Genomic DNA, 23,435 nt, shown 5'->3' with positions numbered 1-23,435 from the left:
AATTCGAAGAAGTGACCAATTTGCAGAAGTGACTAGGGGATATCCAGACAGAATGCGTGATTTCCAGTTTCCCGGCCGCTCGCCGGTTCGTGCCACTGAGGCGGTTGCCGCAACGTCACATCCGCTTGCAACCCTTGCCGCCATCGAGATGCTGCGCTCCGGCGGCAATGCCATGGATGCCGCCGTCTGCGCCGCCGCGGTGCAGGCGGTGGTCGAACCGCAGTCGACCGGCATCGGCGGCGATTGTTTCGTGCTCTATAGCCCGGCAGGGCAAGGCAATGTGCTGGCCTTCAATGGTTCAGGCCGAGCGCCAGCCAAGGCGACGGTCGACTGGTATCTGGAAAAAGGCTTCGACCGCATCCCGCTGCAGGGCCCGCACGCGGTCACCGTGCCGGGCGCCGTCGATGCCTGGAGCCGCCTGCTCGAAGACTATGGCCGCAAGGGCCTTGCCGAAGCGCTGGCGCCGGCCATCCATTATGCCGAAAACGGCTATGTCGTGCATGACCGCGTCGCCGTCGACTGGGCCGAGCCGGAGACCGATCTTTCGGCCGACGAACATGCCGCGCGCATCTTCCTGCCGGGCGGCAAAGCGCCGAAGGCCGGCGACGTCCACCGCCAGCCGGAACTGGCGACCACCTTGCGCATCATCGCCACGCATGGCCGCGCCGGATTCTACGAAGGCGCCGTCGCCGACGATATCGTGCGCCGGCTCAACGAGTTGGGCGGCCTTCATTCGGCCGAGGATTTTGCCGCGACCAGAGGCGACTATGTGACGCCGGTCAGCACCTCCTATGGCGGTCATGACATCCACCAGATGCCACCGAACAATCAGGGGCTGACGGCGCTTTTGATGCTGAATTTGCTGTCGGGCTTCAAGCTTGGCGGGCTGGACCCCAACGGCGCCGAACGCCTGCATCTGGAGATCGAGGCCGGGCGGCTGGCCTATCGCGACCGCGACCGCTACGTCGGCGACCAGGATCATGTCCCGGTGCCGGTGAAAGAGCTTCTCTCCAGCGCCTATGCCGACCGGCTGCGCGCCGAGATCGACCGCGACCGCGCCATGACGCACCTGCCGCGCGTGGACCTGCCCGGCAGCGACACGGTCTACATCTCCATCGTCGACCGCGACCGCAACGCCGTCTCCTTCATCAACTCGACGTACTATTCGTTCGGCAGCGGCGTGGTCAGCCCGAAAACCGGCATCGTGCTGCAGAACCGCGGCTCGAGCTTCCGCCTCGATCCGACGCACCCGAACGCGATCGCGCCCGGCAAGCGGCCGATGCACACGATCATGCCGGGCATGGCGACGAAGAACGGCCGCGTCGTGATGCCGTTCGGCGTCATGGGCGGCGGCTATCAGCCGTTCGGCCATGTCCATCTGCTCACCAACATGCTCGACTTCGGCATGGACCCGCAGCAGGCGCTGGATGCCCCGCGGGTGTTCTACAATGACGATACAGTGGAGGCCGAACGCAACGTGCCCGCCGAAGCGATCGACGGTCTGCGCCGGCGCGGCCACCGCATCACCGAACCGCATCATCCGCTTGGTGGCGGACAGGTGGTGCTGATCGACTGGGAGAAAGGGACGCTGACCGGCGCCTCCGATCCGCGCAAGGATGGTTTGGCGCTTGGCTACTGAGGCGATCCGTTGTCCAATGGCGTATCCATATCGAGGCAAGCCCGTTAGCGGGGCTCCCGCCAATAGTCGTTCGAAATCCAACCGGTGATCATGACCAATATTGCAAATCCCAAAGACCTCTCCCGCCGTCTCGCCGCCGGCACCGATGATGCGCCGGCGATTTCGGCGCCCGACAGGGCGACGCTAACCCATGGCGGTTTGCGCGACCTGATCGCCGACACGGCGAAACAGCTGCATGCGCGCGGCATCGGCCGGGGCGACAGGGTGGCCATCGTGTTGCCGAACGGGCCCGAGATGGCCGCCGCCTTCGTCGCCGTGGCGGCCGCCGCCTCGACGGCGCCACTCAATCCCGCCTACCGGGTCGACGAGCTTGATTTCTACCTGACGGACATCGGCGCCAAGGCGATCCTTGTCGCCGAGGGCGAGACCGGACCGGCGGTGACGGTGGCCGAACGCCTCGGCATCGGCGTGCTGCGGCTTGTCGTGCAGCCCGACACACCGGCCGGCAGTTTTGCCATCGAGGGCCCAGCGATCGGACCGCCGGCAACGCCCGACATGGCGCGGGATGATGACATCGCGCTGCTGTTGCATACCTCCGGCACAACATCACGTCCAAAACTGGTGCCGCTCAGCCATGCCAACATCGCGGCCTCGGCCGCCCATATTCGTGCGACGCTTGGCCTGACGGCCGATGACCGTTGCCTCAACATCATGCCGCTGTTCCACATTCACGGCCTGATCGCGGCCGTGCTGTCGTCGTTGGCATCAGGCGGCAGCATCTACTGCACGCCCGGCTTCAACGCGCTGCGCTTCTTCCAGTGGCTGGGCGAGGCGCGGCCGAGCTGGTACACGGCGGTGCCGACCATGCATCAGGCGATCCTGCCGCGCGCAGCGCGCAATGCCGAGGTGCTGGCAGCGGCGCGTCTGCGCTTCATCCGTTCGTCCTCGGCGTCGCTGCCGGCGCAAGTGATGGCCGAACTGGAAGCGACCTTCGGCTGCCCGGTGATCGAATCCTACGGGATGACCGAGGCCGCGCACCAAATGGCGTCGAACCGGCTGCCGCCGGGCCTGCGCAAGCCGGGTAGCGTCGGCGCCTCCGCCGGTCCGGACGTGGCCGTCATGGCTCCCGACGGGCGACTGCTCAAGGCCGGCGAGACCGGCGAGATCGTCATTCGCGGACCCAATGTGACGGATGGCTACGAGAAGAACCCGGATGCCAACGCCACGGCGTTCGCACATGGCTGGTTCCACACCGGCGACCAGGGCGTGCTGGACGATGACGGATATCTCAGGGTCACCGGACGGCTCAAGGAGATCATCAATCGCGGTGGCGAAAAGATCTCGCCGCTCGAGGTCGACGATGTGCTGATGGACCATCCGGCGGTGGCGCAGGTCGTCACCTTCGCCATGCCGCATGACAAGCTTGGCGACGAGGTGGCGGCGGCGGTTGTGCTGCGCGATGGTATCAGTGCTACCGAGGGCGACATCCGCACCTATGCCGCGACGCGGCTTGCCGATTTCAAGGTGCCGCGCAAAATCCTGATCCTGGACGAGATCCCCAAGGGCGCGACCGGCAAATTGCAGCGCATCGGCCTCGCCGCCAAACTCGGGCTTTGACGATGAAGATCACCATTTTCGGCGCCGGCGCGATCGGCGGCTATCTCGCGGCCAAGCTTGCCATCACTGGACGGACCGATCTTTCGATCGTCGCGCGCGGCGCCCATCTGGAAGCGATCAAGGCAAATGGCCTGCGCCTGATCGAGGATGGCCGGGAAATTTCGGTCCCCGTCCGGGCCGTCGCCAAGGCAGAGGAACTTGGCGCCCAGGACTATGTCGTGGTGGCACTGAAGGCTCACTCCCTCACCCCGGCCCTCGACCAGATCGCGCCGCTGCTCGGGGACCACACATCGGTCGTCACCATGCAGAACGGCGTGCCGTGGTGGTACTTCCATGGCGTTGGCGGGCCGCTCGAAGGCACCAGGCTGAACGCGGTCGATCCCGGCGGCGCAATCTGGCAGCGGATCGGGCCGCAGCGCGTCATCGGCTCGGTCGTCTACCCCGCCGTCGAAGTCGATGCGCCCGGGCTCATCCGCCATGTCGAGGGCAAGCGTTTCTCGCTTGGGGAACCGTCTGGCGAGCGCAGCGAGCGGGTTACGCTTCTGGCCGAGGAAATGGTCAAGGCCGGACTGCAGGTCCCGGTGCGCGACGACATACGCAGCGAGATCTGGGTCAAGCTGTGGGGCAATCTTTCCTTCAACCCGATCTCGGCGCTGACCGGCAGCACGCTGGCGGCGATCGTTGCCGACGACGGCACCCGCACGCTGGCCCGCACCATGATGCTGGAGGCGCAGGCGATAGGCGAAAGCCTCGGCGTGCGTTTCCCCATAGCGGTCGATCGGCGCATCAAGGGCGCCGGCGATGTCGGCGAACACAAGACCTCGATGCTGCAGGACCTCGAGCGCGGCCGGCCGATGGAGATCGACGCGCTGGTGGCCGCAGTCCAGGAACTTGGCCGGCTAACGGACAAGCCGACACCCACCATCGATGCCGTGCTGGCGCTGGTGCGGCGGCTGGCGGTGGAGCGCGGGTGTTATGGGTGAGGGGGAGCGGCGCGTCTAGGCTTGAAGCCGCTGCTCTGTCCCAATGATGTGCAGGGGCGCGCGCTGGTTGATGGCGGCATCCGCTGCAACGGCTAACGACCACTTTACTTTCGGAGCCGTTGCGATCGTCGACCAATACCGCCCAGCTCGGGACAGGCCGGCTTAGGCTCAACTCTCCTCAAGGTTCCGGGATCACTGGCTTGAAGTGCGATCATCGGCCGGTGGCGGGAACTGTCGGCCGACGTCCATGCTTACTTCGGTGACCAGTTTGCGGCGAAGGGCAATGGCGTAGTCGTTTGGCCCCTTCGGCGTTATGACGAAGGCTTGCGAACCGCCAATGACCGATTGGGCAAAGTAAGACGCCAACGGTTGATCGGGATTCTCATCTTGCGTTGGAATGGCGATCGCGTTGATCGTATACCCCTTGGCAATGGCGTTCAGCCTGCTCGGTTGAACAGGAAGCCCATCGTTGTTCTCGCCGTTGGAGGAGATGTCGATTACTTTCTTGGCCGCCTTTCCCGGAAACTGGTCGAGCAGAAGACTACCGACGTCAATAGCGGAGGAAACGGATGTTCCTCTTCGCCCTCTACGGGTAACGCCGGTATCGCCTTTCTTGCTGATCACCGACGCGGCCGCTCTGGCATCCTCCAGCCCGCAGATGCTTGTCCACGGCAGCACAATGCGTGTGTGCCCGGGACTCGACCATTCAAAGTAGGCCACACTGATGCAGCCAACGTAGTTCCGCGTGATGGCCGCGATGATCTCCGGCGAAGTAAGCGCCGCGGCATGACCCTCGCGCTGTAGATCGGCAACCTCTGGATCGATCGAGGACGAGAAGTCGACAGCGAATACAACGGCAACATCAACGTCGGCTGCGTGTGCCTGCAGTCCCCAAAACACCGAAGCTGCAAGTGTCCCCGCCACTCTCAAATACGAATTGATCCGTCTTGCCGGTTCTCTGGTCGATCGTTTCGTCGGCATCGGAATGCCGCTGAGTATCGCCCGAACCTGCCGGCGAAAGCCGGTCGGTGCAGACGTGCGGGGCGGCCGTCGGGTTGGGAATACGTTCGCATCAACCGCAAGGGTCATCACATTCCTCCTTTGGACCTGAATTGAGAGCAAGACGATTCCCCGCCCAGGCTGCAGGCACAGCCGCAAAGGCGGGCGCCGCGTCGAAGGGAACCGGACCGGCCAGCGAGGGCGTGCGTGCCTGCGGCGTTCGATTCGACATTGCGACCGACAGGATCGCACCGAGAATGATCGCGGCACCCAGTGCGCTCCCGGATGAGTTCCGTTCACCGAGGAAGATCGCCGCGCCCAACGCCCCGAAGACGCTTTCGGCACTGACGATCACAGCGGCATGACTAGCGGAGGTGAAGCGCTGGGCGGCAATCTGCATGCCGAAAGCGATTGCGGTGGAGAATACGCCGAGGACTGCGAGTTCCGGGCCGGCTGCAAATGCTGCGGCCAGCGACAGGTTGCCTTGCAGTGCCCCGAGCGGCAGGGCGAAGGCGGCGGCGCCGAGGAACTGTGTCGCCGCGGCAGTGAACGGGCGCGCATGCGCCTGCATGTGCCGACCAAGCTCGACCATCCAGAGCGCATAGCAGCCAGCCGACAGGATGGCGGTGAGGTCGCCGCTGCTGAGACCGGCGATCCCGCCGGACAAGAGCATGGCACCGACCACGGTCAGCCCGGCGGCAGCGGTGAGGCTCGCTGTCGGACGTTCGCCGATGAGCAGCCAGGCGGCCAGTGGTGTCATCACCGTTGCAGTGCTCACCAGGAAGCTTGCATTCGTGACCGTGGCGCCGAGATAGCAAAGCTGCTGAAGCGTGATGGAGATGGCAAACAGAACGCCCACCCTGGCCAGGCTGGAAAGATAGCCCGGCCCGGCGGGCAGTCGCCTTTCGGTCAAGACGAAAGGCAGCACAAGCAGCCCACCGATCAGGCAGCGCAGGCCGACGGCGCTCAGCGGGTCGAGATGAGCAAGTACCGTCTTTTGCGCGACATTGCCGAGGCCCCACAAAGCGGCTGCAAACAGCAGCAGCAAATTGGCTCTAGTCTTGGACACCCGCCACCCCCTCGAGCCAAAGCCTATTGCTGACTCGGCTGGCCCTAATTCAGCGAAGGCTAATTGACCTTGCGTCACGACAGCGCTTGAGTGCGGGGCGCTAGAGTTCCGAAGCGTTAGTTTTGAGTTAGAATTTCGTCAGGCTGGAAGAGCAAATGCAAAATGAGGGCAGTGGCGCCAATATAATCTCACTCTTCGGTGGTTTCCGGATCGAAAATGGGTCGGCGGATCCGCTCCGGCTGACAGGGAAAAGAGGTCCTGCGATCATTGCCTATCTGGCCCGGTGTCCAGGCATGGTGGCGACACGGGAGAGACTGGCTGATCTGTTTTGGGGTGACAGCGATAGCGAACACTCGCGTAATAGCCTGCGGCAAACGCTCAGTGTCCTGCGTCGGGATCTGTCGCGCGCAGGTGTGGATCTTATCCATTCCCGCGGGGACCTAATCGGCCTCGCGCCAGACGCGGTTCGAGTTGACGTGGAGGAATTCGAAGCAGGCCTCTCGGCCCGTTCCGTGCAGGAACTCGAAAAGGCTCTGGCGAACTACACCGGGCCGTTCCTCGACGGGCTTTATCTGGGAAGCAGTGGGTTCGATGACTGGGTCGCATCCGAACGCGACAGGCTGCTGAGCCGCGCACTTGAGGCCTTCGAAAAATTGGCCCGCCTCGTCGACGCGGAAACCGGGGTCATCCTGGTCGATCGTGTTCTGGCCATGGAGCCGACGCGGGAAGAATCCTACCGGCTCAAGATGGAATTGCTCCTCGCATGTGGTCAACACGACAGGGCGATTAGGACATACGAGGCCTGTAGAAGCATGCTGAAGAAGGAGCTCGGCGTCCACGTTGGCCCGCAGACGCGAGCGCTTTGGCAATCCGTGCTGTCTGCCGTCGCCACGGCCTCAAATGCCCAGCCGGCAAATGCTGTTCCAGCCAGCCAGCGCCTCGGGCACCCATCGATCAGCGTTGCCGACTTCATCAATCTGACCGGAAAGCAGGGCGACGATTTTTTCGCCAAGGGACTCGTCCAGGACATCACCACGGCCCTCTCCGAGGTCGCCGACTATATCGTGCTTTCCGCATTTCCACCCGTGGAGAAGAACGGCCCTGCCGAAGAAACCAAAATCCCGGGCATGCTTCGGGCGCAATATGTGCTCAGCGGTAGCGTCCAGAGATCCGGCAATGGGCTGAGGGTGAACATCCAGCTTGTCGATGCCGCCGGCGGCCACAACGTCTGGGCCCAGAAGTTCGATGGCCACTCCGAGAACGCGCTCGAATTCCAGGACAGGATCGCTCAGGCGGTTGTGCTGGCCGTGATCCTCGACCTTCAACTGACCAACTGGAAAGTCCGCGACAAGAGCCCACCCGGTCCCCCTGAAGTGCGCAGGTTGGTGAACGAAGCTCTCATGAAATATTTTGAAATGACCCGGGATTCGCTGTTGGTCGGGATAGAGCTTGCCGAGAATGCTGTCGCGATAGGTCCCGACAACGCTCGTGCGAAGCGAACGCTCTCGGTCTTAATTTCCATGGGCGTGGCGTTTGGCTCGCTGCCCCGGGAGCCAGGGCAAATCGAGCGTGCGGTCGAGCTTGCGGAAGCAGCGGTACGGGCAGTGCCTGACGACGAAATCGCCCGCTGCATCCTGTCCTTCGCGCTCGAAAGTTCCGGTCGCATCGACGAGGCGATCGCCGAGTGCCAACATGCGATCAGCCTCAACCCGAGCTATCCGACCGGCCGTGGCGACATTTCGATGCTCTTCGCGTTGCGCGGACAGGTCGGTGAAGCAGTGCGTGAAGCCAACGAGGCAATCCGGCTCGGAACGCATGACGTCATCGACTTCTGGCGTCACCATGGCCTGGCTGTTGCACTGTTCGCCGGCGGAGACGATCGGCGGGCGCTCGAAGCCGCACGCAGGGTGGTTAGGACAAAGCCGGGATTCGTTCGCGGCGCCCTCTACTGGGCTGCTGCCGCGTCGGCAACCGGAAACAACGAAGAGGCCTCGCGGGCCATCCATCATTGCCTGTCACAACTTCCGCATCTCAACCTGGGTAATGTCTGCCCCGGCTTTGTGCCGCGCTATGTGAAGGATCATCATCACGCGAGATTCCTTGAAATGCTGTCGAGGGCTGGCCTTCCGAGCTCCTGAGGAGGTCGCGAAGAGCAGATCGTTGCTAATGAACAGCATGGTCGGGCGCAACGCGTCCTGCAGATCCTTCAGGACCGCTGGACCGCATCCAAACCTATCCGGAACTGTTCACTCCTTCCCCGCCCGCCTGATCACCCGCGCGTAAAATTCACCGACAATGCCGCGCCGGAAGATCAGCACGCACACCATGAAGATCAGCCCGGTGGCGATGGTCACCGGAAAGCCGGAGGTGGCAAGGGTGTTTTCCAGTCCGATGACCAGGCTGGCGCCGATCATCGGCCCGACCATCGTGCCGATGCCGCCGAGAAGCGTCATCAGGATCACTTCGCCCGACATCTGCCAGGTGACGTCGGTGAGCGTGGCGAACTGGAAGACGATCGCCTTGAGCGAGCCGGCCAGCCCGGCCAGCGCCGCCGACATGACGAAGGCGCCCAGCTTGTAGTTGGCGACGGAATAGCCCAGCGAAATGGCGCGGTTTTCGTTTTCCCGGATCGAGCGCAGGATCATGCCGAACGGCGAATTGACGATGCGCCAGATGGCGAAGACGCCGACCAGGAATACGACAAGCACGAAATAATACATGTTCAGCGAGACATTCAGGTCGAGGATGCCAAGCAGGATGCCGCGGGGAACACCTTGGATGCCATCCTCGCCTTGCGTGAAGGGCGCCTGCACGCAGAAGAAGAAGAACATCTGCGACAGCGCCAGCGTGATCATGGCGAAATAGATGCCTTGCCGGCGAATGGCGAAAAAGCCCATGACAAGGCCGAGCAGGGCCGCGCCTGCCATGCCAAGCAGGATGCCCGCTTCCGGCGGCCAGCCCCAGACCTTGACGGCATGCGCGGTGAAGTAGGCGGCGCCGCCAAAGAAGGTGGCGTGGCCGAACGACAGGAGCCCGGTATAGCCGAGCAGAAGATTGAACGCGCAGGCAAACAGCGCGAAACACAGCATCTTCATCAGGAAGATCGGATAGATCAGGAAAGGCGCAACCAGCAGCGCCACGATGCCGAGCCCGACCAGCGTCCATTCAAGCCTTGCCGAGGTCCTGGCCGATGTTTCGCGAAGCGTCAGGTCAGCCACGTCGGATCTCGCTTCCGACATCTCGGATGTCTCTCCCGGCATCTCAGGCGTCCCTTCCGAACAGGCCGGCAGGCCGGACCAAAAGCACGATTGCCATGATGACGAAGACCACCAGGTTGGAAGCCTCGGGGTAAAAGACCTTGGTCAGGCCTTCGGCGAGGCCGAGCATGTAGCCGGTGACGATCGCGCCGAGGATCGATCCCATGCCGCCGACCACGACGACCGCGAAGACGACAATGATGAGATCCGATCCCATTAGCGGGCTCACCTGGTAGACGGGTGCTGCCAGAATACCGGCAAGCCCGGCAAGCGCTGAACCGAGGCCATAGGTCAGCGTCAGCAGCAACGGCACGTTGACGCCGAAAGCCTGGACGAGACGGGGGTTCTCGGTTGCCGCGCGCAGGTACGACCCCAGCCTGGTCTTCTCGATCAGCGCCCAGGTCCCGAAGCAGACGATCAGCGAGGCGACCACCACCCAGCCGCGATAGTTGGGCAGGAACATGAAGCCGAGATTGGTGCCGCCGGAAAGCAGCGGCGGCACGGCGTAGGCGTTTCCCGAGACGCCGTAATAGTAGCGGAATATGCCTTCGAGCACGAGCGCGAGACCGAAGGTGAAGAGCAGGCCGTAGAGCGGATCGAGATCGTACAGCCTCGACAGTGCCAGGCGCTCGACGACGATGCCGAAGACGCCGACGATCAGCGGCGCGAGGATCAAAGCGGGCCAATAGCCGATGCCGAGATGGGTGAGAAGCAGATAACCGACGAAGGCACCGAACATATACTGGGCGCCATGGGCGAAATTGATGACGCGCAGCAGGCCGAATATGACGGCCAGGCCGAGGCTCAGCATGGCGTAGAACGAGCCGTTGATCAGCCCGACCAGCAACTGGCCGAGGAAGGCCTGAACGGGGATTCCGAAGATCATCGTCATGGCGCCATCATACACCCAGGACTTCGTGCAGCAGCGTCATGCGGTCCGGCAGTTCGCCGACCGGAAATCCTGCCACGACCTTGCCGTGCTCCATCAGATAGAAACGGTCGGCAACGCGGCTGGCGAAGCGGAAGTTCTGCTCGACCAGCAGGATCGTCATGCCGCGCTTTTTCAACGTCGCCAGCAACTCGCCGATGCGCTGCACGATGACGGGGGCGAGACCCTCCGTCGGCTCGTCGAGAAGCAGCATTTTCACGCCGGTTCTCAACATGCGCGCAATCGCCAGCATCTGCTGCTCGCCGCCCGACAGCCTGGTGCCGGGACTGTTGCGCCGCTCCTTGAGATTGGGGAAGAGATCGAATATTTCCTCGACGCTCATGCCGCCCTCGGCGACGACCGGTGGCAAGACCAGGTTCTCGTCGACTGTCAGCGTCGCGAAAATGCCGCGTTCCTCCGGCACGAAGCCGATGCCTTGATGGGCGGTGCGGTGCAGCGGCACCCGCATCAGATCCTTGCCGTCGAAAGCGATCCGGCCGGTTCGCTTGCGGATGAGCCCCATGATGGAGCGAAGCGTCGTCGTCTTGCCGACGCCGTTGCGGCCGAGCAGCGTGACGGTCTCGCCGGCAAACACCTCCAGATCGACGCCGTGCAGCGCGTGACCCTCGCCATACCAGGCGTTGAGACCGCTGACCGCAAGCAGGGGCGCGGCGCTAGTCATCGGCGGTACCCATATAAGCGACCTTCACGCGTTCGTCGCGGCTGACGGTGGCGTAGTCGCCGGCCGCCAGCACCTCGCCGCGCTGCATGACCGTTATCCAGTCGCAAAGGTCGGCCACGACAGTCAGATTGTGCTCGACCATCAGCACGGCGCGATCCCGTGCCACCGAGCGGATGAGGTCGGAAACCGTGGCCACGTCCTCGTGTCCCATGCCGGCCATCGGTTCGTCCAGCAGCAGCACTTTCGGATCGAGCGCCAGTGTCGTGGCGATCTCGAGCACGCGTTTCCTGCCATAGGAGAGATCGCCGGCGAGCCTGTTCCTGGCGTCGTCGAGACCGACCGAACGCAGCAGTTCCTCGGCGCGCGGCGTCAGCCGATCGAGCGCCGCGAGCGAGCGCCAGAACTGGACGCTGAGCCCGCCCGGCCGCTGCAGCGCGACGCGCACATTGTCGAGCACGCTGAGGTGCGGAAAAATCGCCGATATCTGGAACGAGCGCACCAGACCCATGCGCGCAACCCTGGCCGGCGAGGTTCGGGTGATGTCGTGGCCGAGCAGTTCGATCCTGCCGCTGGTCGGCGCCAGGAACTTGGTGAGCAGATTGAAGACGGTCGTCTTGCCGGCGCCGTTGGGTCCGATCAGCGCATGGATGTTGCCATGGCGGACATCGAGATCGACATTTTTGACGGCGACGAAGCCGGCAAAGTCGCGCCGCAACCCGCGGGCGGAAAGCACCACATGCGGCTCGTTCGCGTTCACCTCAGGCGGCGCCATGGCCGCGCCGATCACTGGCTGGCCGTCGAACAGCCGCTTTCCTTCTCGCTGAGGAAGGCCTCGTTGCCGGGAATGGTGGCGAGGTATTTGTAGTAGTCCCACTCCTTGGTGCTCTCGGCTGGCGATTTGACCTGATAAAGATACATGTCGTGGATCATGTTGCCGTCCGCCTGCACCTTGCCGTTGGCCGTAAAGACGTCGTTCACCGGCAGCGAATGCAGTTGCTTGGCGACGGCTTCGGTCTCGTCGGTGCCGGCCTTGTCGATCGCCTTGAGGTATTGCGTTACCGCCGAATATGTCGCTGCCTGGATCATGTTCGGCATGCGGTTCGTGCGCTTGGAAAAGCGCTGCGCGAATTCGCGGCTCTTGTCATCGCGATCCCAGTAGAAGCCCTCGGTCAGCACGACGCCTTGCGCCGCCTGAAGGCCCAGCCCATGCACCTCGGCCAGAGTGAAGAGAAGTGCGGCAAGACGTTGGCCGCCCTGGACGATGCCGAATTCTGCGGCCTGTTTGATGGAGTTGGAAGTATCAAGGCCGGCATTGGCCAGCCCGATGACCTTGGCACCCGACGATTGCGCCTGCAGCAGGAAGGACGAATAGTCGGTCGCCCCTAGGGGATAACGCACTTCGCCCAGCACCTTGCCGCCGTGGCTTTCGACGAACTTCGCGGTCTGCTCCTTCAGCGAATAGCCGAATGCATAGTCGACGGTAACGAAGAACCAGCTGTCGCCGCCCTGCTGCACCAGAGAGCCGCCGGTTCCCACCGCCTGCGAGTGGGTGTCATAGGCCCAGTGGAAACCGTAGGGTGAGCACTGCTTGCCGGTCAGCTCCGTGGTCGCCGCACCGGTAACGATGTCGATCTTCTTCTTCTCCTTGGAAATGCCCTGGACGGCGAGCGCGACCGAAGAGGTGGTCAGTTCCATGATGGCATCGACCTGTTCGGTGTCATACCACTGCCGCGCAATGTTGGAGGCTATGTCAGGCTTGTTCTGGTGGTCGGCGCTGATGATTTCGACCGGCGCTCCCTGCACCTTGCCGCCGAAATCCTCGACCGCCATCTTGGCGGCCTCGACCGACCATTTGCCGCCAAAATCGGCATAGACGCCCGACTGGTCGTTGAGGATACCGATCTTGACCTTGCCATCGGAAATCTCGGCACCCGAAGCGGAGCTTGCAATAGCGGCGAGAAGGGCGGCAGAAACGAAATAGCATGCCTTCATGGTCTACTTCCTCCCATCACGATGAAGCCGACCGGCCCTCCACGATCGATCATCGGCAAGACGAACATTAGGAAGATGAGCATGATCGGCAAGAGGCCACTGCGCATTTCATGGCCAAAGCGGCGCACTTTGGCGCCATTACGCGGACAATGCGGACACAGACCGAGATACAGGATGGCGACACCGGGCGCGCGCTGCAACTCCATCAACAGATCGAGCACCCCGGCCTGCCGTCGCGGTTTGGTTGCTGCCGGCTATCTGGCCGCCGGCCTTTGACTGTGTTGGCGGGCATAGGCAACACAGGCATCCACCGTGCTGACGCATAGCGCGTCGCGCCTGTTCGGCAGATTGTTGTCGCCGGCGTAGGCGACTTCGGCGACGCGGCCGTCGACCATGCGAATTTGCGTGTCGCAATAACCGCCGGGAGCGACATTGACGGAACCGCCGACCGCCGGGATCGCGCCGACCGCCAGGGTTGGAACGACAATGCTTAGATTGCCGCGCTGAACGATGCGCTTGTAGGTCCAAATCTGGCCCGAGCGGCCAGCGTCCGCGGTGGCGGTCGGAAACCCGGCGCACATTCGAACGTCGGCTTCGCTGAGACCGACCATCTCCTTGCGGGCCGCCGACGCTGTGGGGTCAGCCTTGGCCATGCGTGACGTATCGTCGGGAACGACGCAGGAAGACAGGATACCGGCGAAGAGAACAGGAATGGCGAGCTTTCGAATCGAGGAAAATGTCATACCGACTGTCGGATTTGCATGGCCCCCGCCGCTTCTTTACCTAGGCAAACAGGCTATCGGATCAACCCGTGCAGCTTCACGAAAAAGTTGCCATGGCTGGATCATGGCCGGCCACTGGGACGTGCGCCGGGGTGGTGGTCGGAAACCGGACGTGAGCCGCAAGGGTCGCATCCATGATCATCCGGTCACCGCCCCCGCAACTGCTTCCGCCACCAGCGGCCGGGCGTCTCCCACTCGTGCGAAAGAATCGTAAAAGGCGGCGGGTCGTCGATGCTGTGTGCACCGCTGCGGTCGGCCGAAGCCGTCCTGTTCTCTCTTCGTTGAAATTTTTGAGAGAATATTCCTGGCTGTGGTGGGAACGGCGAAATGCGTTCTTTGATAGAATCGATAGAATTTATGACGATGCGACCAAGGCTTAGGCAGTCCGCCTGGCCGCGATGACTTCACAACCGCAGAGATCAATCATGACCGACTTCAAAAACACTTCGCCCTCTTCCCTCTGGTCACCCCTAAGCCGGCGCAGTGGCCTTGCTCTGCTGTTTGCCTCGGCCGTCGCGATTGGCAGCCTGTTGGCGCCCGGCGCGTCGTTCGCCGAAGACAAGAAGGCGATCAAGGTCGGCATCATCAGCGGCGAAGACGAGGATGTGTGGCGGGTCGTCGTCGCCCAGGCTGCCGAAAAGGGCCTCGCCATCGAGACCGTGGTGTTCAACGACTACACCCAACCCAACGAGGCGCTGGAGCGTGGCGAGATCGACGCCAACGCCTTCCAGCACCAGCCCTATCTCGACAACCAGATCAAGACTCAAGGGTATCACATCGTCCGCGTCGGCTACACCGGCGTATGGCCGATCGGTCTCTACTCGAAGAAGTACACCAAGGTCGCCGAGCTGCCCGAGGGCGCGGTCATCGGCGTTCCGAACGACCCCTCCAATGAAGGCCGGGCGCTGCGCGTCTTGCAGAATGAAGGCGTGGTCAAGCTGAAAGACGCCACCGGCATCTTGGCCACCACTGCCGACATCGCGGAAAATCCCAAGAAGGTCCAAATCAAGGAGTTGGACGCAGGCATCGTTGGACGCTCGGTTGAGGATCTCGACGCTGCCGTGGTCAACACCGATTGGGCGCTAAAAAGCGGCCTGACGCCGGAAAACCGCATCGCGCAGGAGCCCATTGCCGACAATCCGTACCGCAACTTCATCGCGGTGAAGTCCGGCAACGAGAATGAGGCCTGGGTGAAAACGCTGGTGGCTTCGTACCAGAACGAGGCGGTGAAAGCCGAGTTCGACAAGGTCTACAAGGGCACCGGCCTCAGCGCCTATTGAGGACATACAGGCGCTCAAGCGTCTGCTTTGACAGCAAGGCGGTCCGCGCCACGCGCGGTCCGCACTCGTATTTTCAGGATCCGCCCATGAACCAGCACTTTACCTCGACCGTCGAGACCGCGGAGCAGGCCGGCGCAACACAGCAAGATGTCGTGCGCCTTGTCGAGCTTAAACGCCGCTTCGGTGTCACGGCAGCGCTCGACGGTATCTCGCTGACGGTGCGCAAGGGCGAGATCCTCGGCATTATCGGTCGCAGCGGCGCCGGCAAGTCGACGCTGATCCGCTGCCTGAACGGCCTGGAGCGGCCCGATTCGGGCGGCGTGTTCATCGAGGGCCGCGAGATCGGCCGGCTCGGCGAGCGCGACCTGCAGCCGCTGCGCCGGCGCATCGGCATGATCTTCCAGCATTTCAACCTGCTGTCGGCCAAGACCGTCGAGGACAATGTAGCGCTGCCGCTCAAGATCGAAGGCCGCCCGAAGGCCGAGCGGCTGGCGCGCGCGGCCGAGCTGCTCGATCTCGTCGGCCTGTCGGAGAAAGCCAAAGCCTATCCGGCCTTGCTGTCGGGTGGCCAGAAGCAGCGCGTCGGCATCGCCAGGGCGCTTGCGGCGCGCCCGGCGCTGTTGCTATCGGACGAGGCCACATCGGCGCTCGATCCGGAGACGACGCGGTCGATCCTTGCCCTGCTGAAAGACATCAACCGGCGGCTTGGCCTGACCATCCTTTTGATCACCCACGAAATGGAGGTGATCCGCTCGATCGCCGACCGGGTGGCGGTGATCGACGCCGGGCGCATCGTCGAGGAAGGGCCGGTCTGGTCGGTGTTTGCCGATCCGCGCTCCGAGATTACGCGGAGCCTGCTCGGCGCCATCCGGCCGCAGCTTCCGGCCGAACTGGCGGCCCGGCTGCTGCCGGCGGCCGGCGCGGAGACGATCCTGCGCGTCGATGTGGCCGGCGAAGCGGCAAGCGGCCCGCTGCTGTCCGACCTTGCCACGGCTGTTCCAGGTGCCTTCCGCCTCGTCCATGGCGGCATCGACCACATCCAGCAGCAGCCGGTCGGGACGCTGTTCCTTTCGGTTCCCGGCAGCGATGCAAATCGTCTCGCCGACATCATCACATTCCTGAAGGCCCGCCAGACGCGGGTGGAGGTGCTTGGCCATGTCGCCAATCCTGTTTGAGCTTCTGCTGCGTTCGATCTGGGAGACGGTGCTGATGACGGCCGCCTCCGGCCTCATCTCGCTGGTCTTCGGCCTGCCGCTCGGCCTGGCCTTGATTGCCACCGAACGCGGCGGCATTGCCGAAAGCCTGTGGGTGAATCGCGCGCTGGGTGCCGTCATCAACGGCTTCCGCTCGGTGCCCTTCATCATCCTTCTGGTGGCGCTGATCCCGGTGACACGACTGATCGTGGGCACCTCGATCGGCACATGGGCGGCGATCGTGCCGCTGTCGATCGCCGCCACGCCCTATTACGCGCGCATCGCAGAAGTGTCGCTGCGCGAGGTCGATCATGGTTTGATCGAAGCGGCCCGCGCCATGGGCGGCAATCGCTGGACGATCATCCGCGAGGTGCTAGTGCCCGAAGCCCTGCCCGGCATCGTCGCCGGCTTCACCGTGACGCTGGTGACCCTGATCGGCGCCTCGGCCATGGCCGGCGCCATCGGCGCCGGCGGCCTCGGCGACCTCGCCATCCGCTACGGTTACCAACGTTTTGAGACGTCAGTCATGATCGCCGTGGTCATCGTACTGATCATCCTGGTCTGCGGCATCCAGTGGGTGGGGGACAGGCTTGTGGCGCGGCTGGATCGGCGGGGGTAAGCGGAGCCGGTAGTTGGGATTGGCCGAGGCTTCCCCAACTTCGTCGTCCACGGGCGGAGCAGCCGCGAAGCGGCGTCGCGGCATCCGGCCCTTTGATGTCCATCTCGTTTCCGTCTCCGCCGCGCGCCTTGAAGCCCGCAGACTTCTTGCGCTCAACGGCGATCTCGAACATCCGTCTTTTCGGTCGTTTCGCTGTTAGCGGGCGCGCTGCTTGTCCGTCGCCTTCCGGTCGACCGCGAGCTCGCCCACCGACAGGACGACGCCGAATTTTTCGCTGGCTTCCGCAGGCGTATAATATCCCAGCGCCACATCGCGCAGCACCAGATCGGCATCCCGCTCGCGCGGATCGCCATAGCCGCCACCACCCGGCGTGCCGACCCTGACCCGATCTCCCGCTTTCAGCGCGATGTCCTGCTCCTTGGACAGATGCAGTGGTACATGTTCCTCGCCATTGCGGAAAACGGTAACGGTGTTGACCGCGCCGTCCTCACCGCCGAGTGCGCCTTGCGGGCCGAAACGGCCGTGATCCATGACGAAGGAGGCGCGCGCGTCGCCGCGCAGGATCTCAACCTCATAAGCTAGGCCAAAGCCGCCGCGATGCTTGCCGGCGCCGCCCGAGCCTTCGCGCAAGGCATAGTGGCGGTAGAGCACCGGGAATGCCTGTTCCATGATCTCGACCGGCGGCGACTTGGAGATGCCGATGGTCGAGCAGCCATTGGTCAAGCCGTCATGACTTGAATTGCCGCCATAGCCGCCGCCGGAGATCTGGTACATGACGTAGTCGCGGCCGCGCGCCGGGTCGTTGCCGCCGAGCGCGAAATTGCCGCTGGAGCCGGCCGGGGCCGCCGTCACCTTGTCCGGCACTGCCTGCACCATGGCCGCGAACACCGCCTCGGCGATGCGCTGCGACACTTCGGCGGCGCAACCCGATACGGGTCGCGGGTATTTCGCGTCGAGGAAAGTGCCTTCCGGGCGCTTGACGATCAGCGGTTCAAACGCGCCGGCGCTGATCGGCACATCGGGGAAAATGTGGCGCATGGCGAGATAGACCGACGACAGGGTCGTCGCCAGCACGCTGTTCATCGGCCCGGCGCACGGTTTCGACGAGCCGGAGAAATCGAAGGTCAGCGTATCGCCCTGCTTCTCGATGGCGAGCGCGATGGTCAGCGGCTCGTTGACCACCCCGTCGGAGTCGACGAACGCCTCGGAACTGTAGGTGCCGTCGGGGATGGCCACTATGTTGGCACGCATCTGCTCGGCGGCGCGGCGACGCAATTCGGCGATCGCCTCGACAACAGTTTCGTCGCCGTAACGATCCAGGATTCCGTTGAGCCGGTCCTGGCCGATCAGCAGCGCTGCGGCCTGGGCCCTGATGTCGCCGATGCGCTGGTCGGCGACCCGGATGTTGTTGCAGATAATGGCGTAGATCTCCGCGTCGAACACGCCCTTCTTGAACAGCTTGACCGGCGGCAGCCGCAGCCCTTCCTGCTCGACTGCCGTTGCCGATGCGGAAAACCCGCCCGGCACGGAGCCGCCAATGTCGGGCCAGTGGCCGGTGTTGGACAGCCAGCAGAATATCTTGCCATTGCGATAGACCGGCATGGCAAAGCGCACATCCATCAGATGGGTGCCGCCGAGATACGGATCGTTGACGATGTAGATGTCGCCTGGGTCCGGGGCCAAGCAGCGGCCATCGGCGATCATCTCGATCACCGTCCTGGTCGAATACTGCATGACACCCACGAACACCGGCAGGCCCTGGCTGCCTTGCGCGATCAGCGAACCGTCGACGGCCGAATAGATGCCGTCGGAGCGGTCGTTGGCCTCGGCGATCACAGGCGAGAACGCAGCGCGCGAAAAGGTCAGGTCCATCTCGTCGCAGACCTGCTGCAGCGCCGCCTGAAGGACCGAAAGCGTGATGGCGTCGAGTTTTTCCATCTCAGGCCTCGCCAATATCGATGATGATGTTGCCGTCGGCGTCGCAGCGTGCGCAGTCGCCGGGTTCGAGCACAGTGGTGGCATCCATCTGTTCGAGGATTGCCGGTCCTTCGATGATCGCATCTAACGGCAGTTTTTCGCGTGCGTATACCGGCGTGTCGTGCCAGCGGCCGGCATACCAGACCGGCCGGATTTCGCGTCGCGCCTCGTCGAGTGTCTTGGTGCGCCCCGCCGGATCGATCAACCGCGACAGATCGATCGCCGGCCTGACGCCGGTCACCGAGGTGTTGAGATTGACGAGATTGGCGCGGATTTCCGGCAGTTCGACTTTGAAGCGGGCGAAATAGGCCTTTTCGAAAAGCTGCTGCAGCGTTGCCCGCGTCACCGATGACGACGGCAGCGCCACGTTGATGATGTGGGTCTGGCCGACGAACTGCATGTCGGCCGAATGGGTGACGCGGATCGTCTCCGGCTTCACCGCTTCCTTGCCGATCAGCTCTTCGCCTTCGTTTCGGTGCCGTTCCAATAGGTTGTGAAGCTGGACTTCGTCGAGCACCGCGACTGGCTGATTGATCGTGTTGACGAAGTCGTGGCGCAGGTCGGCGACGACGCAGCCGAGCGCGTTGGTTATGCCGGGACGCGCGGGCACCAGTACCTTGGGCAGGCCGAGTTCACGCGCAAGGGCTGTCGCATGCAGCGGACCCGCCCCGCCAAAAGCGAACAGCGCGAAATCGCGCGGATCGTGGCCGCGCGACACGGAGACCATGCGGATGGCGCCGGCCATCTTCATGTTGCCCAGCCGCAGCACCGCACCAGCCGCCTCGACCCCGGACAGGCCGGTCGCCTTGCCTATCTTGTCCTCGAATATGCCGGTGACGCGCTCTGATGTGACCGGGTTTTCGACCGCCAGCAATTTCTTCGGCGCCAACCGGCCGAGCACCAGATTGGCGTCGGTGATGGTCGGCTCCAAGCCGCCGCGTCCATAGCAGATCGGGCCCGGATTGGCGCCGGCACTTTCCGGGCCGATCTGGATCAGGCCGGCCGCATCGACGCGCGCGATCGAGCCGCCGCCGGCGCCGACCGTGTGCACCGCCACCATCGGCACGTGGATCGGCATCGCGTATTCGATCTCGATCTCGTTCGACACAGCCGGCTCGGCATTGCGGATCAGCGCCACGTCGGTGGAGGTGCCGCCCATGTCATAGGTGACGAGGTTTTCGAAGCCGGCGCGCTTGCCCGTATAGGCAGCGGCGATGACACCCGATGCCGGACCGGACATCACCGTCTTGGCTGATTCACGTGTGACGAAACGGGCCGAGATCATGCCGCCATTGCCGTTCATGATCAGGAAGTCGCGGGCATAGCCTTTTGCGCCCAATTCCTTGCGCAGCCGCTCGACGTAGCGCTCGAGGATCGGCTGTACGGAGGCGTTGACCGAGGCGGTGACGCCCCGCTCGAATTCCCGCGCTTCCGACAGCAGCGCATGGCCTGCGGTGATGTAGCCGTTCGGCCAGAGTTCGGCGGCGATTTCGGCGGCGCGGCGCTCATGCATCGGGTTGGCGTAGGAATGCAGAAAATGGATGACGAGGGATTCGCAGCCGGCCGCGATCAGCGTCTTCACGGCGTCACGCATCTCGGCCTCGTCGAGCGGCGTGCGTATCGCGCCCGACGCCTCGACGCGCTCCGAGACCTCGAGCCGCAGATTGCGCGGAATGATCGGCACGAAGCTGCCGGTCATGCCATAGGCCTGCGGCCGCGTGCGTCGGCCAAGCTCGATCACGTCGCGAAAGCCGCGCGTCGTGATCATGCCGGTTTTCGCCAGCCGGCGTTCGAGCACCGCATTGGTTGTGGTGGTCGTGCCGTGCACGATGAGATCGATGCCGTCGATGGCAAATCCGGTGGCGCCGAGCGCCGAAACGACGCCGAACGCCTGGTTGTCGACCGTGGTCGGGGTCTTGGCTAGATACACCCTGCCACCGTCGCGTCCGTCGATCAGGAGCAGATCGGTGAAGGTGCCGCCGACATCGATACCGGCAACGACATTTCCCAGGGAATCATGCGCTTGCGCCGAAAAATTCTCTTCCATCATCGAAACCCGAAATGCGCGGACTACGGATATGCGTCAGTTTGGAAAGCTGTTTTAAGGGAGCATCTTGACGCAAATATCGTTTGTATACTAATAAATTCGGGACACAAGAGCTTGCCGCTTTGGAGTGTGCGAACAGCACGCCGGGACCTGAATGGTTCGGGCGCGCAGGTGAAAGTTTGGCGCCCGCATCCACAGTTGGGCCAGAAGGTTGGATTTGATGAACACCACAACCGCTCTCAACACCGTCGGCGCCCGCCCGCTGCAATTCCCGATTCCGGCCAATGTCTACGCCGAAACCGTCGTCTCGGTGAAGCACTACACCGACCGGCTGTTCTCGTTCCGGATCACCCGCCCGCAGTCGCTGCGCTTCCGCTCCGGCGAGTTCGTCATGATCGGCCTGCCCAATGCCGAGAAGCCGGTGTACCGCGCCTATTCGGTGGCAAGCCCGGCCTGGGACGAAGAGCTGGAATTCTTCTCGATCAAGGTGCCGGACGGCCCGTTGACCTCGGAACTGCAGAAGATCCAGGTCGGCGACACGGTCATCATGCGCCAGAAGTCGACCGGTACGCTGGTGGTCGACGCGCTGACCCCGGCCAAGCGGCTGTTCATGATCTCGACCGGCACCGGCATCGCGCCCTTCGCCAGCCTGCTGCGCGATCCCGATACCTACGAGAAGTTCGATCAGTTGATCCTGACCCACACTTGCCGCGACAATGCCGAACTGACCTATGGCCAGGAGTTGGTCGCTGCACTGGAGAGCGACCCGTTGATCGGCGAGCTGACCGCCGGCCGCGTCACGCTCTACAATTCCACGACCCGCGAAGAATCGCCGCGCATGGGCCGCATCACGGCGCTGATCGGTTCCGGCAAGTTCTACAGCGATCTCGGCATCGACAAGCTCAATCCGGAAACCGACCGCATCATGATCTGCGGCTCGATGCACATGCTGAAGGATGTCAAGGAACTGGCCGAAAGCCTCGGCTTCGTCGAAGGCTCGCTGAGCCATCCGGCGACCTTCGTCGTCGAGCGCGCCTTCGTCGGCTAGGCCTGGGCCGGCGACATCTTAATTTTACATTTTGACCATGCGGTCAAAAATCAGCTGCTCCGGTAGCCTTTTTCAGCTATGACGGCCCACAGGACTCGTGAAGTATAACTTCGCGAGCTATCTTCGTGCGTATCGTCCAAAAGGGTCGAGCGGTCTTGGGAAAGCGATACGCGCCAAGGCATAAGCGCACGCCGCTGAATGAAAGGGCAGGAGATGAGCAGCACAATCCGCGAAGCCGATCTCGGCACCAAGGTGACACCGTTGCCCGCGCGTGCCGCCGCCAACACAGCCGTTCCGCCGGACCATCGCATCGCGCGCAATCCCGGCATGAAGCTCGACCTCGGCTTCATGGAATCGGTGCGCAGCGTCAACCGTTCGGCGCTGGAACGGCGCGTCGCCAGCCTGACCAAGCGGCGCTCGATCAAGGCCGACAACCAGGCGGCCTGGCTGCTGCGCGCCGTCGCCTGCATGGATCTGACGACGCTGAACTCCAACGACACCGAGGAGCGCGTGCGCCGCCTCTGCGCCAAGGCGATCAACCCGTTCCGCCGCGACATCGCCGAGGGTCTCGGCATAGCCGATGAAAAGATCCACCCGGCCGCCGTCTGCGTCTACCATCCCTTCGTCGCCACCGCCGTCGAGGCCGTGCGCGGCACCGGCATCCATGTCGCCGCCGTTTCAACCGCCTTTCCGCATGGCCTTGCACCGCTCACCACCCGCCTGCAGGAGATCGAGGCTTCGGTCCGCGACGGCGCCGACGAGATCGATGTCGTCATTCCGCGCGGCCTGGTGTTCGGTGCCAAGTGGCGGGAGCTTTACAATGAGATCGTCTCGATGCGCGCCGCCTGCGGTGACGCGCATCTAAAAGTCATCCTCGGCACCGGCGACCTCGCCACGCTGCGCAATGTCATGCTGGCTTCGATGGTGGCGATGATGGCGGGCGCCGATTTCATCAAGACCTCGACCGGCAAGGAAAGCGTCAACGCGACGTTGCCCGTCGGCCTCGCCATGGTGCGCGCCATCAGGGCCTATTTCGAGGAAACCGGCTATCTCATCGGCTTCAAGCCGGCTGGCGGCATTTCCACCGCCAAGGCTTCGCTCGACTGGCTGGTGCTGATGAAGGAAGAACTCGGCCGGCCGTGGCTGGAACCGGACCTGTTCCGCTTCGGTGCGTCCAGCCTCTTGACCGACATCGAGCGTCAGCTCGAACATCACTTGACCGGTCACTATTCGGCCAATCATCGCCACGCAATGGCTTGAGCACCCCACCCCGATCGGCCTTGCCGATCGACCCCTCCCTGCAGGGAGGGTGAAGGAGGCACC

At 63.5% G+C, this 23,435-nt stretch carries 20 protein-coding genes; 9 read left to right on the top strand and 11 right to left on the bottom strand.

Features of this window, described 5'->3' with window-relative positions; genetic code table 11:
• The first annotated feature begins 52 nt into the window (after window positions 1-52).
• The 3 genes from ggt (at window position 53) to NKJ90_RS11970 (ending at window position 4,239) form a co-directional block, all read left to right on the top strand.
• Entirely contained in the window at window positions 53-1,639 is a 1,587-nt protein-coding gene (gene ggt, locus NKJ90_RS11980) for a gamma-glutamyltransferase (RefSeq protein WP_023761344.1), read from the top strand.
• A gap of 90 nt (window positions 1,640-1,729) precedes the next feature.
• Window positions 1,730-3,256, top strand: a complete 1,527-nt coding sequence (locus tag NKJ90_RS11975; RefSeq protein ID WP_023761343.1) for an acyl--CoA ligase — start codon at window positions 1,730-1,732, stop codon at window positions 3,254-3,256.
• Between the two features lie 2 nt (window positions 3,257-3,258).
• Window positions 3,259-4,239, top strand: coding sequence for a 2-dehydropantoate 2-reductase (locus NKJ90_RS11970; protein WP_023761342.1), 981 nt, complete (start codon window positions 3,259-3,261; stop codon window positions 4,237-4,239).
• Between the two features lie 192 nt (window positions 4,240-4,431).
• On the opposite strand, the gene NKJ90_RS11965 is transcribed toward NKJ90_RS11970, so the two are convergent.
• Together NKJ90_RS11965 and NKJ90_RS11960 are read right to left on the bottom strand one after the other, a co-directional pair.
• The gene (locus NKJ90_RS11965) at window positions 4,432-5,220 is read right to left on the bottom strand and encodes a DUF1194 domain-containing protein (RefSeq protein WP_050589578.1); all 789 of its coding nucleotides are present in this window, start codon (window positions 5,218-5,220) and stop codon (window positions 4,432-4,434) included.
• A 91-nt stretch (window positions 5,221-5,311) separates the two neighbouring features.
• On the bottom strand, window positions 5,312-6,307 hold the full coding sequence (locus NKJ90_RS11960; RefSeq protein WP_023761340.1) for a DMT family transporter: 996 nt from the start codon (window positions 6,305-6,307) through the stop codon (window positions 5,312-5,314).
• A 155-nt stretch (window positions 6,308-6,462) separates the two neighbouring features.
• On the opposite strand from NKJ90_RS11960, the gene NKJ90_RS11955 reads away from it, so the two are divergent.
• Complete coding sequence (locus NKJ90_RS11955; RefSeq protein ID WP_352486120.1) at window positions 6,463-8,445, top strand: BTAD domain-containing putative transcriptional regulator; 1,983 nt, start codon at window positions 6,463-6,465, stop codon at window positions 8,443-8,445.
• 108 nt (window positions 8,446-8,553) lie between these two features.
• Here the strand turns inward: NKJ90_RS11955 and NKJ90_RS11950 are convergent, their stop codons facing one another.
• From NKJ90_RS11950 to NKJ90_RS11920, 7 genes are read right to left on the bottom strand one after another with little or no spacing between them, the layout of a single operon-like run.
• On the bottom strand, window positions 8,554-9,546 hold the full coding sequence (locus NKJ90_RS11950) for a branched-chain amino acid ABC transporter permease (protein ID WP_031260760.1): 993 nt from the start codon (window positions 9,544-9,546) through the stop codon (window positions 8,554-8,556).
• Between the two features lie 22 nt (window positions 9,547-9,568).
• Window positions 9,569-10,456: a branched-chain amino acid ABC transporter permease gene (locus tag NKJ90_RS11945; protein WP_023761337.1), complete on the bottom strand. Its 888-nt coding sequence runs from the start codon at window positions 10,454-10,456 to the stop codon at window positions 9,569-9,571.
• A 7-nt stretch (window positions 10,457-10,463) separates the two neighbouring features.
• The gene (locus NKJ90_RS11940) at window positions 10,464-11,174 is read right to left on the bottom strand and encodes an ABC transporter ATP-binding protein (protein WP_023761336.1); all 711 of its coding nucleotides are present in this window, start codon (window positions 11,172-11,174) and stop codon (window positions 10,464-10,466) included.
• A complete protein-coding gene (locus NKJ90_RS11935) occupies window positions 11,167-11,946 on the bottom strand; it encodes an ABC transporter ATP-binding protein (RefSeq protein ID WP_023761335.1) in 780 nt (259 codons plus the stop codon). Before NKJ90_RS11935 ends, NKJ90_RS11940 begins: the two co-directional genes overlap by 8 nt.
• An 11-nt stretch (window positions 11,947-11,957) precedes the next feature.
• Window positions 11,958-13,166 (bottom strand): ABC transporter substrate-binding protein, encoded by a 1,209-nt coding sequence (locus NKJ90_RS11930; protein WP_023761334.1) that lies wholly within the window; start codon window positions 13,164-13,166, stop codon window positions 11,958-11,960.
• Complete coding sequence (locus NKJ90_RS11925) at window positions 13,163-13,387, bottom strand: hypothetical protein (RefSeq protein ID WP_352486119.1); 225 nt, start codon at window positions 13,385-13,387, stop codon at window positions 13,163-13,165. The genes NKJ90_RS11930 and NKJ90_RS11925 overlap by 4 nt, the downstream gene beginning before the upstream one ends.
• A 33-nt stretch (window positions 13,388-13,420) precedes the next feature.
• On the bottom strand, window positions 13,421-13,909 hold the full coding sequence (locus NKJ90_RS11920) for a hypothetical protein (RefSeq protein WP_023761332.1): 489 nt from the start codon (window positions 13,907-13,909) through the stop codon (window positions 13,421-13,423).
• Between the two features lie 464 nt (window positions 13,910-14,373).
• On the opposite strand from NKJ90_RS11920, the gene NKJ90_RS11915 reads away from it, so the two are divergent.
• From NKJ90_RS11915 to NKJ90_RS11905, 3 genes are all read left to right on the top strand, one after another.
• Window positions 14,374-15,228, top strand: coding sequence for a MetQ/NlpA family lipoprotein (locus NKJ90_RS11915; protein WP_023761331.1), 855 nt, complete (start codon window positions 14,374-14,376; stop codon window positions 15,226-15,228).
• A gap of 86 nt (window positions 15,229-15,314) precedes the next feature.
• Window positions 15,315-16,403 carry a methionine ABC transporter ATP-binding protein gene (locus NKJ90_RS11910; RefSeq protein ID WP_023761330.1) on the top strand — a complete coding sequence of 363 codons (1,089 nt, stop codon included), beginning with the start codon at window positions 15,315-15,317 and terminating at the stop codon, window positions 16,401-16,403.
• Complete coding sequence (locus NKJ90_RS11905) at window positions 16,384-17,040, top strand: methionine ABC transporter permease (protein WP_023761329.1); 657 nt, start codon at window positions 16,384-16,386, stop codon at window positions 17,038-17,040. The genes NKJ90_RS11910 and NKJ90_RS11905 overlap by 20 nt, the downstream gene beginning before the upstream one ends.
• A gap of 195 nt (window positions 17,041-17,235) precedes the next feature.
• Here the strand turns inward: NKJ90_RS11905 and NKJ90_RS11900 are convergent, their stop codons facing one another.
• A complete protein-coding gene (locus tag NKJ90_RS11900) occupies window positions 17,236-18,978 on the bottom strand; it encodes a hydantoinase B/oxoprolinase family protein (protein ID WP_023761328.1) in 1,743 nt (580 codons plus the stop codon).
• A 1-nt stretch (window position 18,979) separates the two neighbouring features.
• Entirely contained in the window at window positions 18,980-21,064 is a 2,085-nt protein-coding gene (locus NKJ90_RS11895) for a hydantoinase/oxoprolinase family protein (RefSeq protein ID WP_023761327.1), read from the bottom strand.
• Window positions 21,065-21,284: 220 nt separating this feature from the next.
• On the opposite strand from NKJ90_RS11895, the gene NKJ90_RS11890 reads away from it, so the two are divergent.
• The gene (locus NKJ90_RS11890) at window positions 21,285-22,112 is read left to right on the top strand and encodes a ferredoxin--NADP reductase (protein WP_023761326.1); all 828 of its coding nucleotides are present in this window, start codon (window positions 21,285-21,287) and stop codon (window positions 22,110-22,112) included.
• Window positions 22,113-22,325: 213 nt separating this feature from the next.
• Entirely contained in the window at window positions 22,326-23,372 is a 1,047-nt protein-coding gene (deoC, locus tag NKJ90_RS11885) for a deoxyribose-phosphate aldolase (RefSeq protein WP_031260758.1), read from the top strand.
• Window positions 23,373-23,435 lie beyond the last annotated feature (63 nt).

The organism is Mesorhizobium sp. M0051, from assembly GCF_040323235.1.
Taxonomy (GTDB): Bacteria; Pseudomonadota; Alphaproteobacteria; order Rhizobiales; family Rhizobiaceae; genus Mesorhizobium.
This window is presented reverse-complemented; position numbering and strand designations above follow the sequence as displayed.

What these genes read in the sequence shown, in the direction of transcription:
- NKJ90_RS11900 (WP_023761328.1), bottom strand. Translation starts at nt 18,978, where the DNA reads ATGGAAAAACTCGACGCCATCACGCTTTCGGTCCTTCAGGCGGCGCTG.
- NKJ90_RS11970 (WP_023761342.1), top strand. Translation starts at nt 3,259, where the DNA reads ATGAAGATCACCATTTTCGGCGCCGGCGCGATCGGCGGCTATCTCGCG.
- NKJ90_RS11915 (WP_023761331.1), top strand. Translation starts at nt 14,374, where the DNA reads ATGACCGACTTCAAAAACACTTCGCCCTCTTCCCTCTGGTCACCCCTA.
- NKJ90_RS11905 (WP_023761329.1), top strand. Translation starts at nt 16,384, where the DNA reads ATGTCGCCAATCCTGTTTGAGCTTCTGCTGCGTTCGATCTGGGAGACG.
- NKJ90_RS11920 (WP_023761332.1), bottom strand. Translation starts at nt 13,909, where the DNA reads ATGACATTTTCCTCGATTCGAAAGCTCGCCATTCCTGTTCTCTTCGCC.
- NKJ90_RS11890 (WP_023761326.1), top strand. Translation starts at nt 21,285, where the DNA reads ATGAACACCACAACCGCTCTCAACACCGTCGGCGCCCGCCCGCTGCAA.
- NKJ90_RS11975 (WP_023761343.1), top strand. Translation starts at nt 1,730, where the DNA reads ATGACCAATATTGCAAATCCCAAAGACCTCTCCCGCCGTCTCGCCGCC.
- NKJ90_RS11930 (WP_023761334.1), bottom strand. Translation starts at nt 13,166, where the DNA reads ATGAAGGCATGCTATTTCGTTTCTGCCGCCCTTCTCGCCGCTATTGCA.
- deoC (WP_031260758.1), top strand. Translation starts at nt 22,326, where the DNA reads ATGAGCAGCACAATCCGCGAAGCCGATCTCGGCACCAAGGTGACACCG.
- NKJ90_RS11935 (WP_023761335.1), bottom strand. Translation starts at nt 11,946, where the DNA reads ATGGCGCCGCCTGAGGTGAACGCGAACGAGCCGCATGTGGTGCTTTCC.
- ggt (WP_023761344.1), top strand. Translation starts at nt 53, where the DNA reads ATGCGTGATTTCCAGTTTCCCGGCCGCTCGCCGGTTCGTGCCACTGAG.
- NKJ90_RS11955 (WP_352486120.1), top strand. Translation starts at nt 6,463, where the DNA reads ATGCAAAATGAGGGCAGTGGCGCCAATATAATCTCACTCTTCGGTGGT.
- NKJ90_RS11945 (WP_023761337.1), bottom strand. Translation starts at nt 10,456, where the DNA reads ATGACGATGATCTTCGGAATCCCCGTTCAGGCCTTCCTCGGCCAGTTG.
- NKJ90_RS11965 (WP_050589578.1), bottom strand. Translation starts at nt 5,220, where the DNA reads ATGCCGACGAAACGATCGACCAGAGAACCGGCAAGACGGATCAATTCG.
- NKJ90_RS11910 (WP_023761330.1), top strand. Translation starts at nt 15,315, where the DNA reads ATGAACCAGCACTTTACCTCGACCGTCGAGACCGCGGAGCAGGCCGGC.
- NKJ90_RS11895 (WP_023761327.1), bottom strand. Translation starts at nt 21,064, where the DNA reads ATGGAAGAGAATTTTTCGGCGCAAGCGCATGATTCCCTGGGAAATGTC.
- NKJ90_RS11940 (WP_023761336.1), bottom strand. Translation starts at nt 11,174, where the DNA reads ATGACTAGCGCCGCGCCCCTGCTTGCGGTCAGCGGTCTCAACGCCTGG.
- NKJ90_RS11950 (WP_031260760.1), bottom strand. Translation starts at nt 9,546, where the DNA reads ATGTCGGAAGCGAGATCCGACGTGGCTGACCTGACGCTTCGCGAAACA.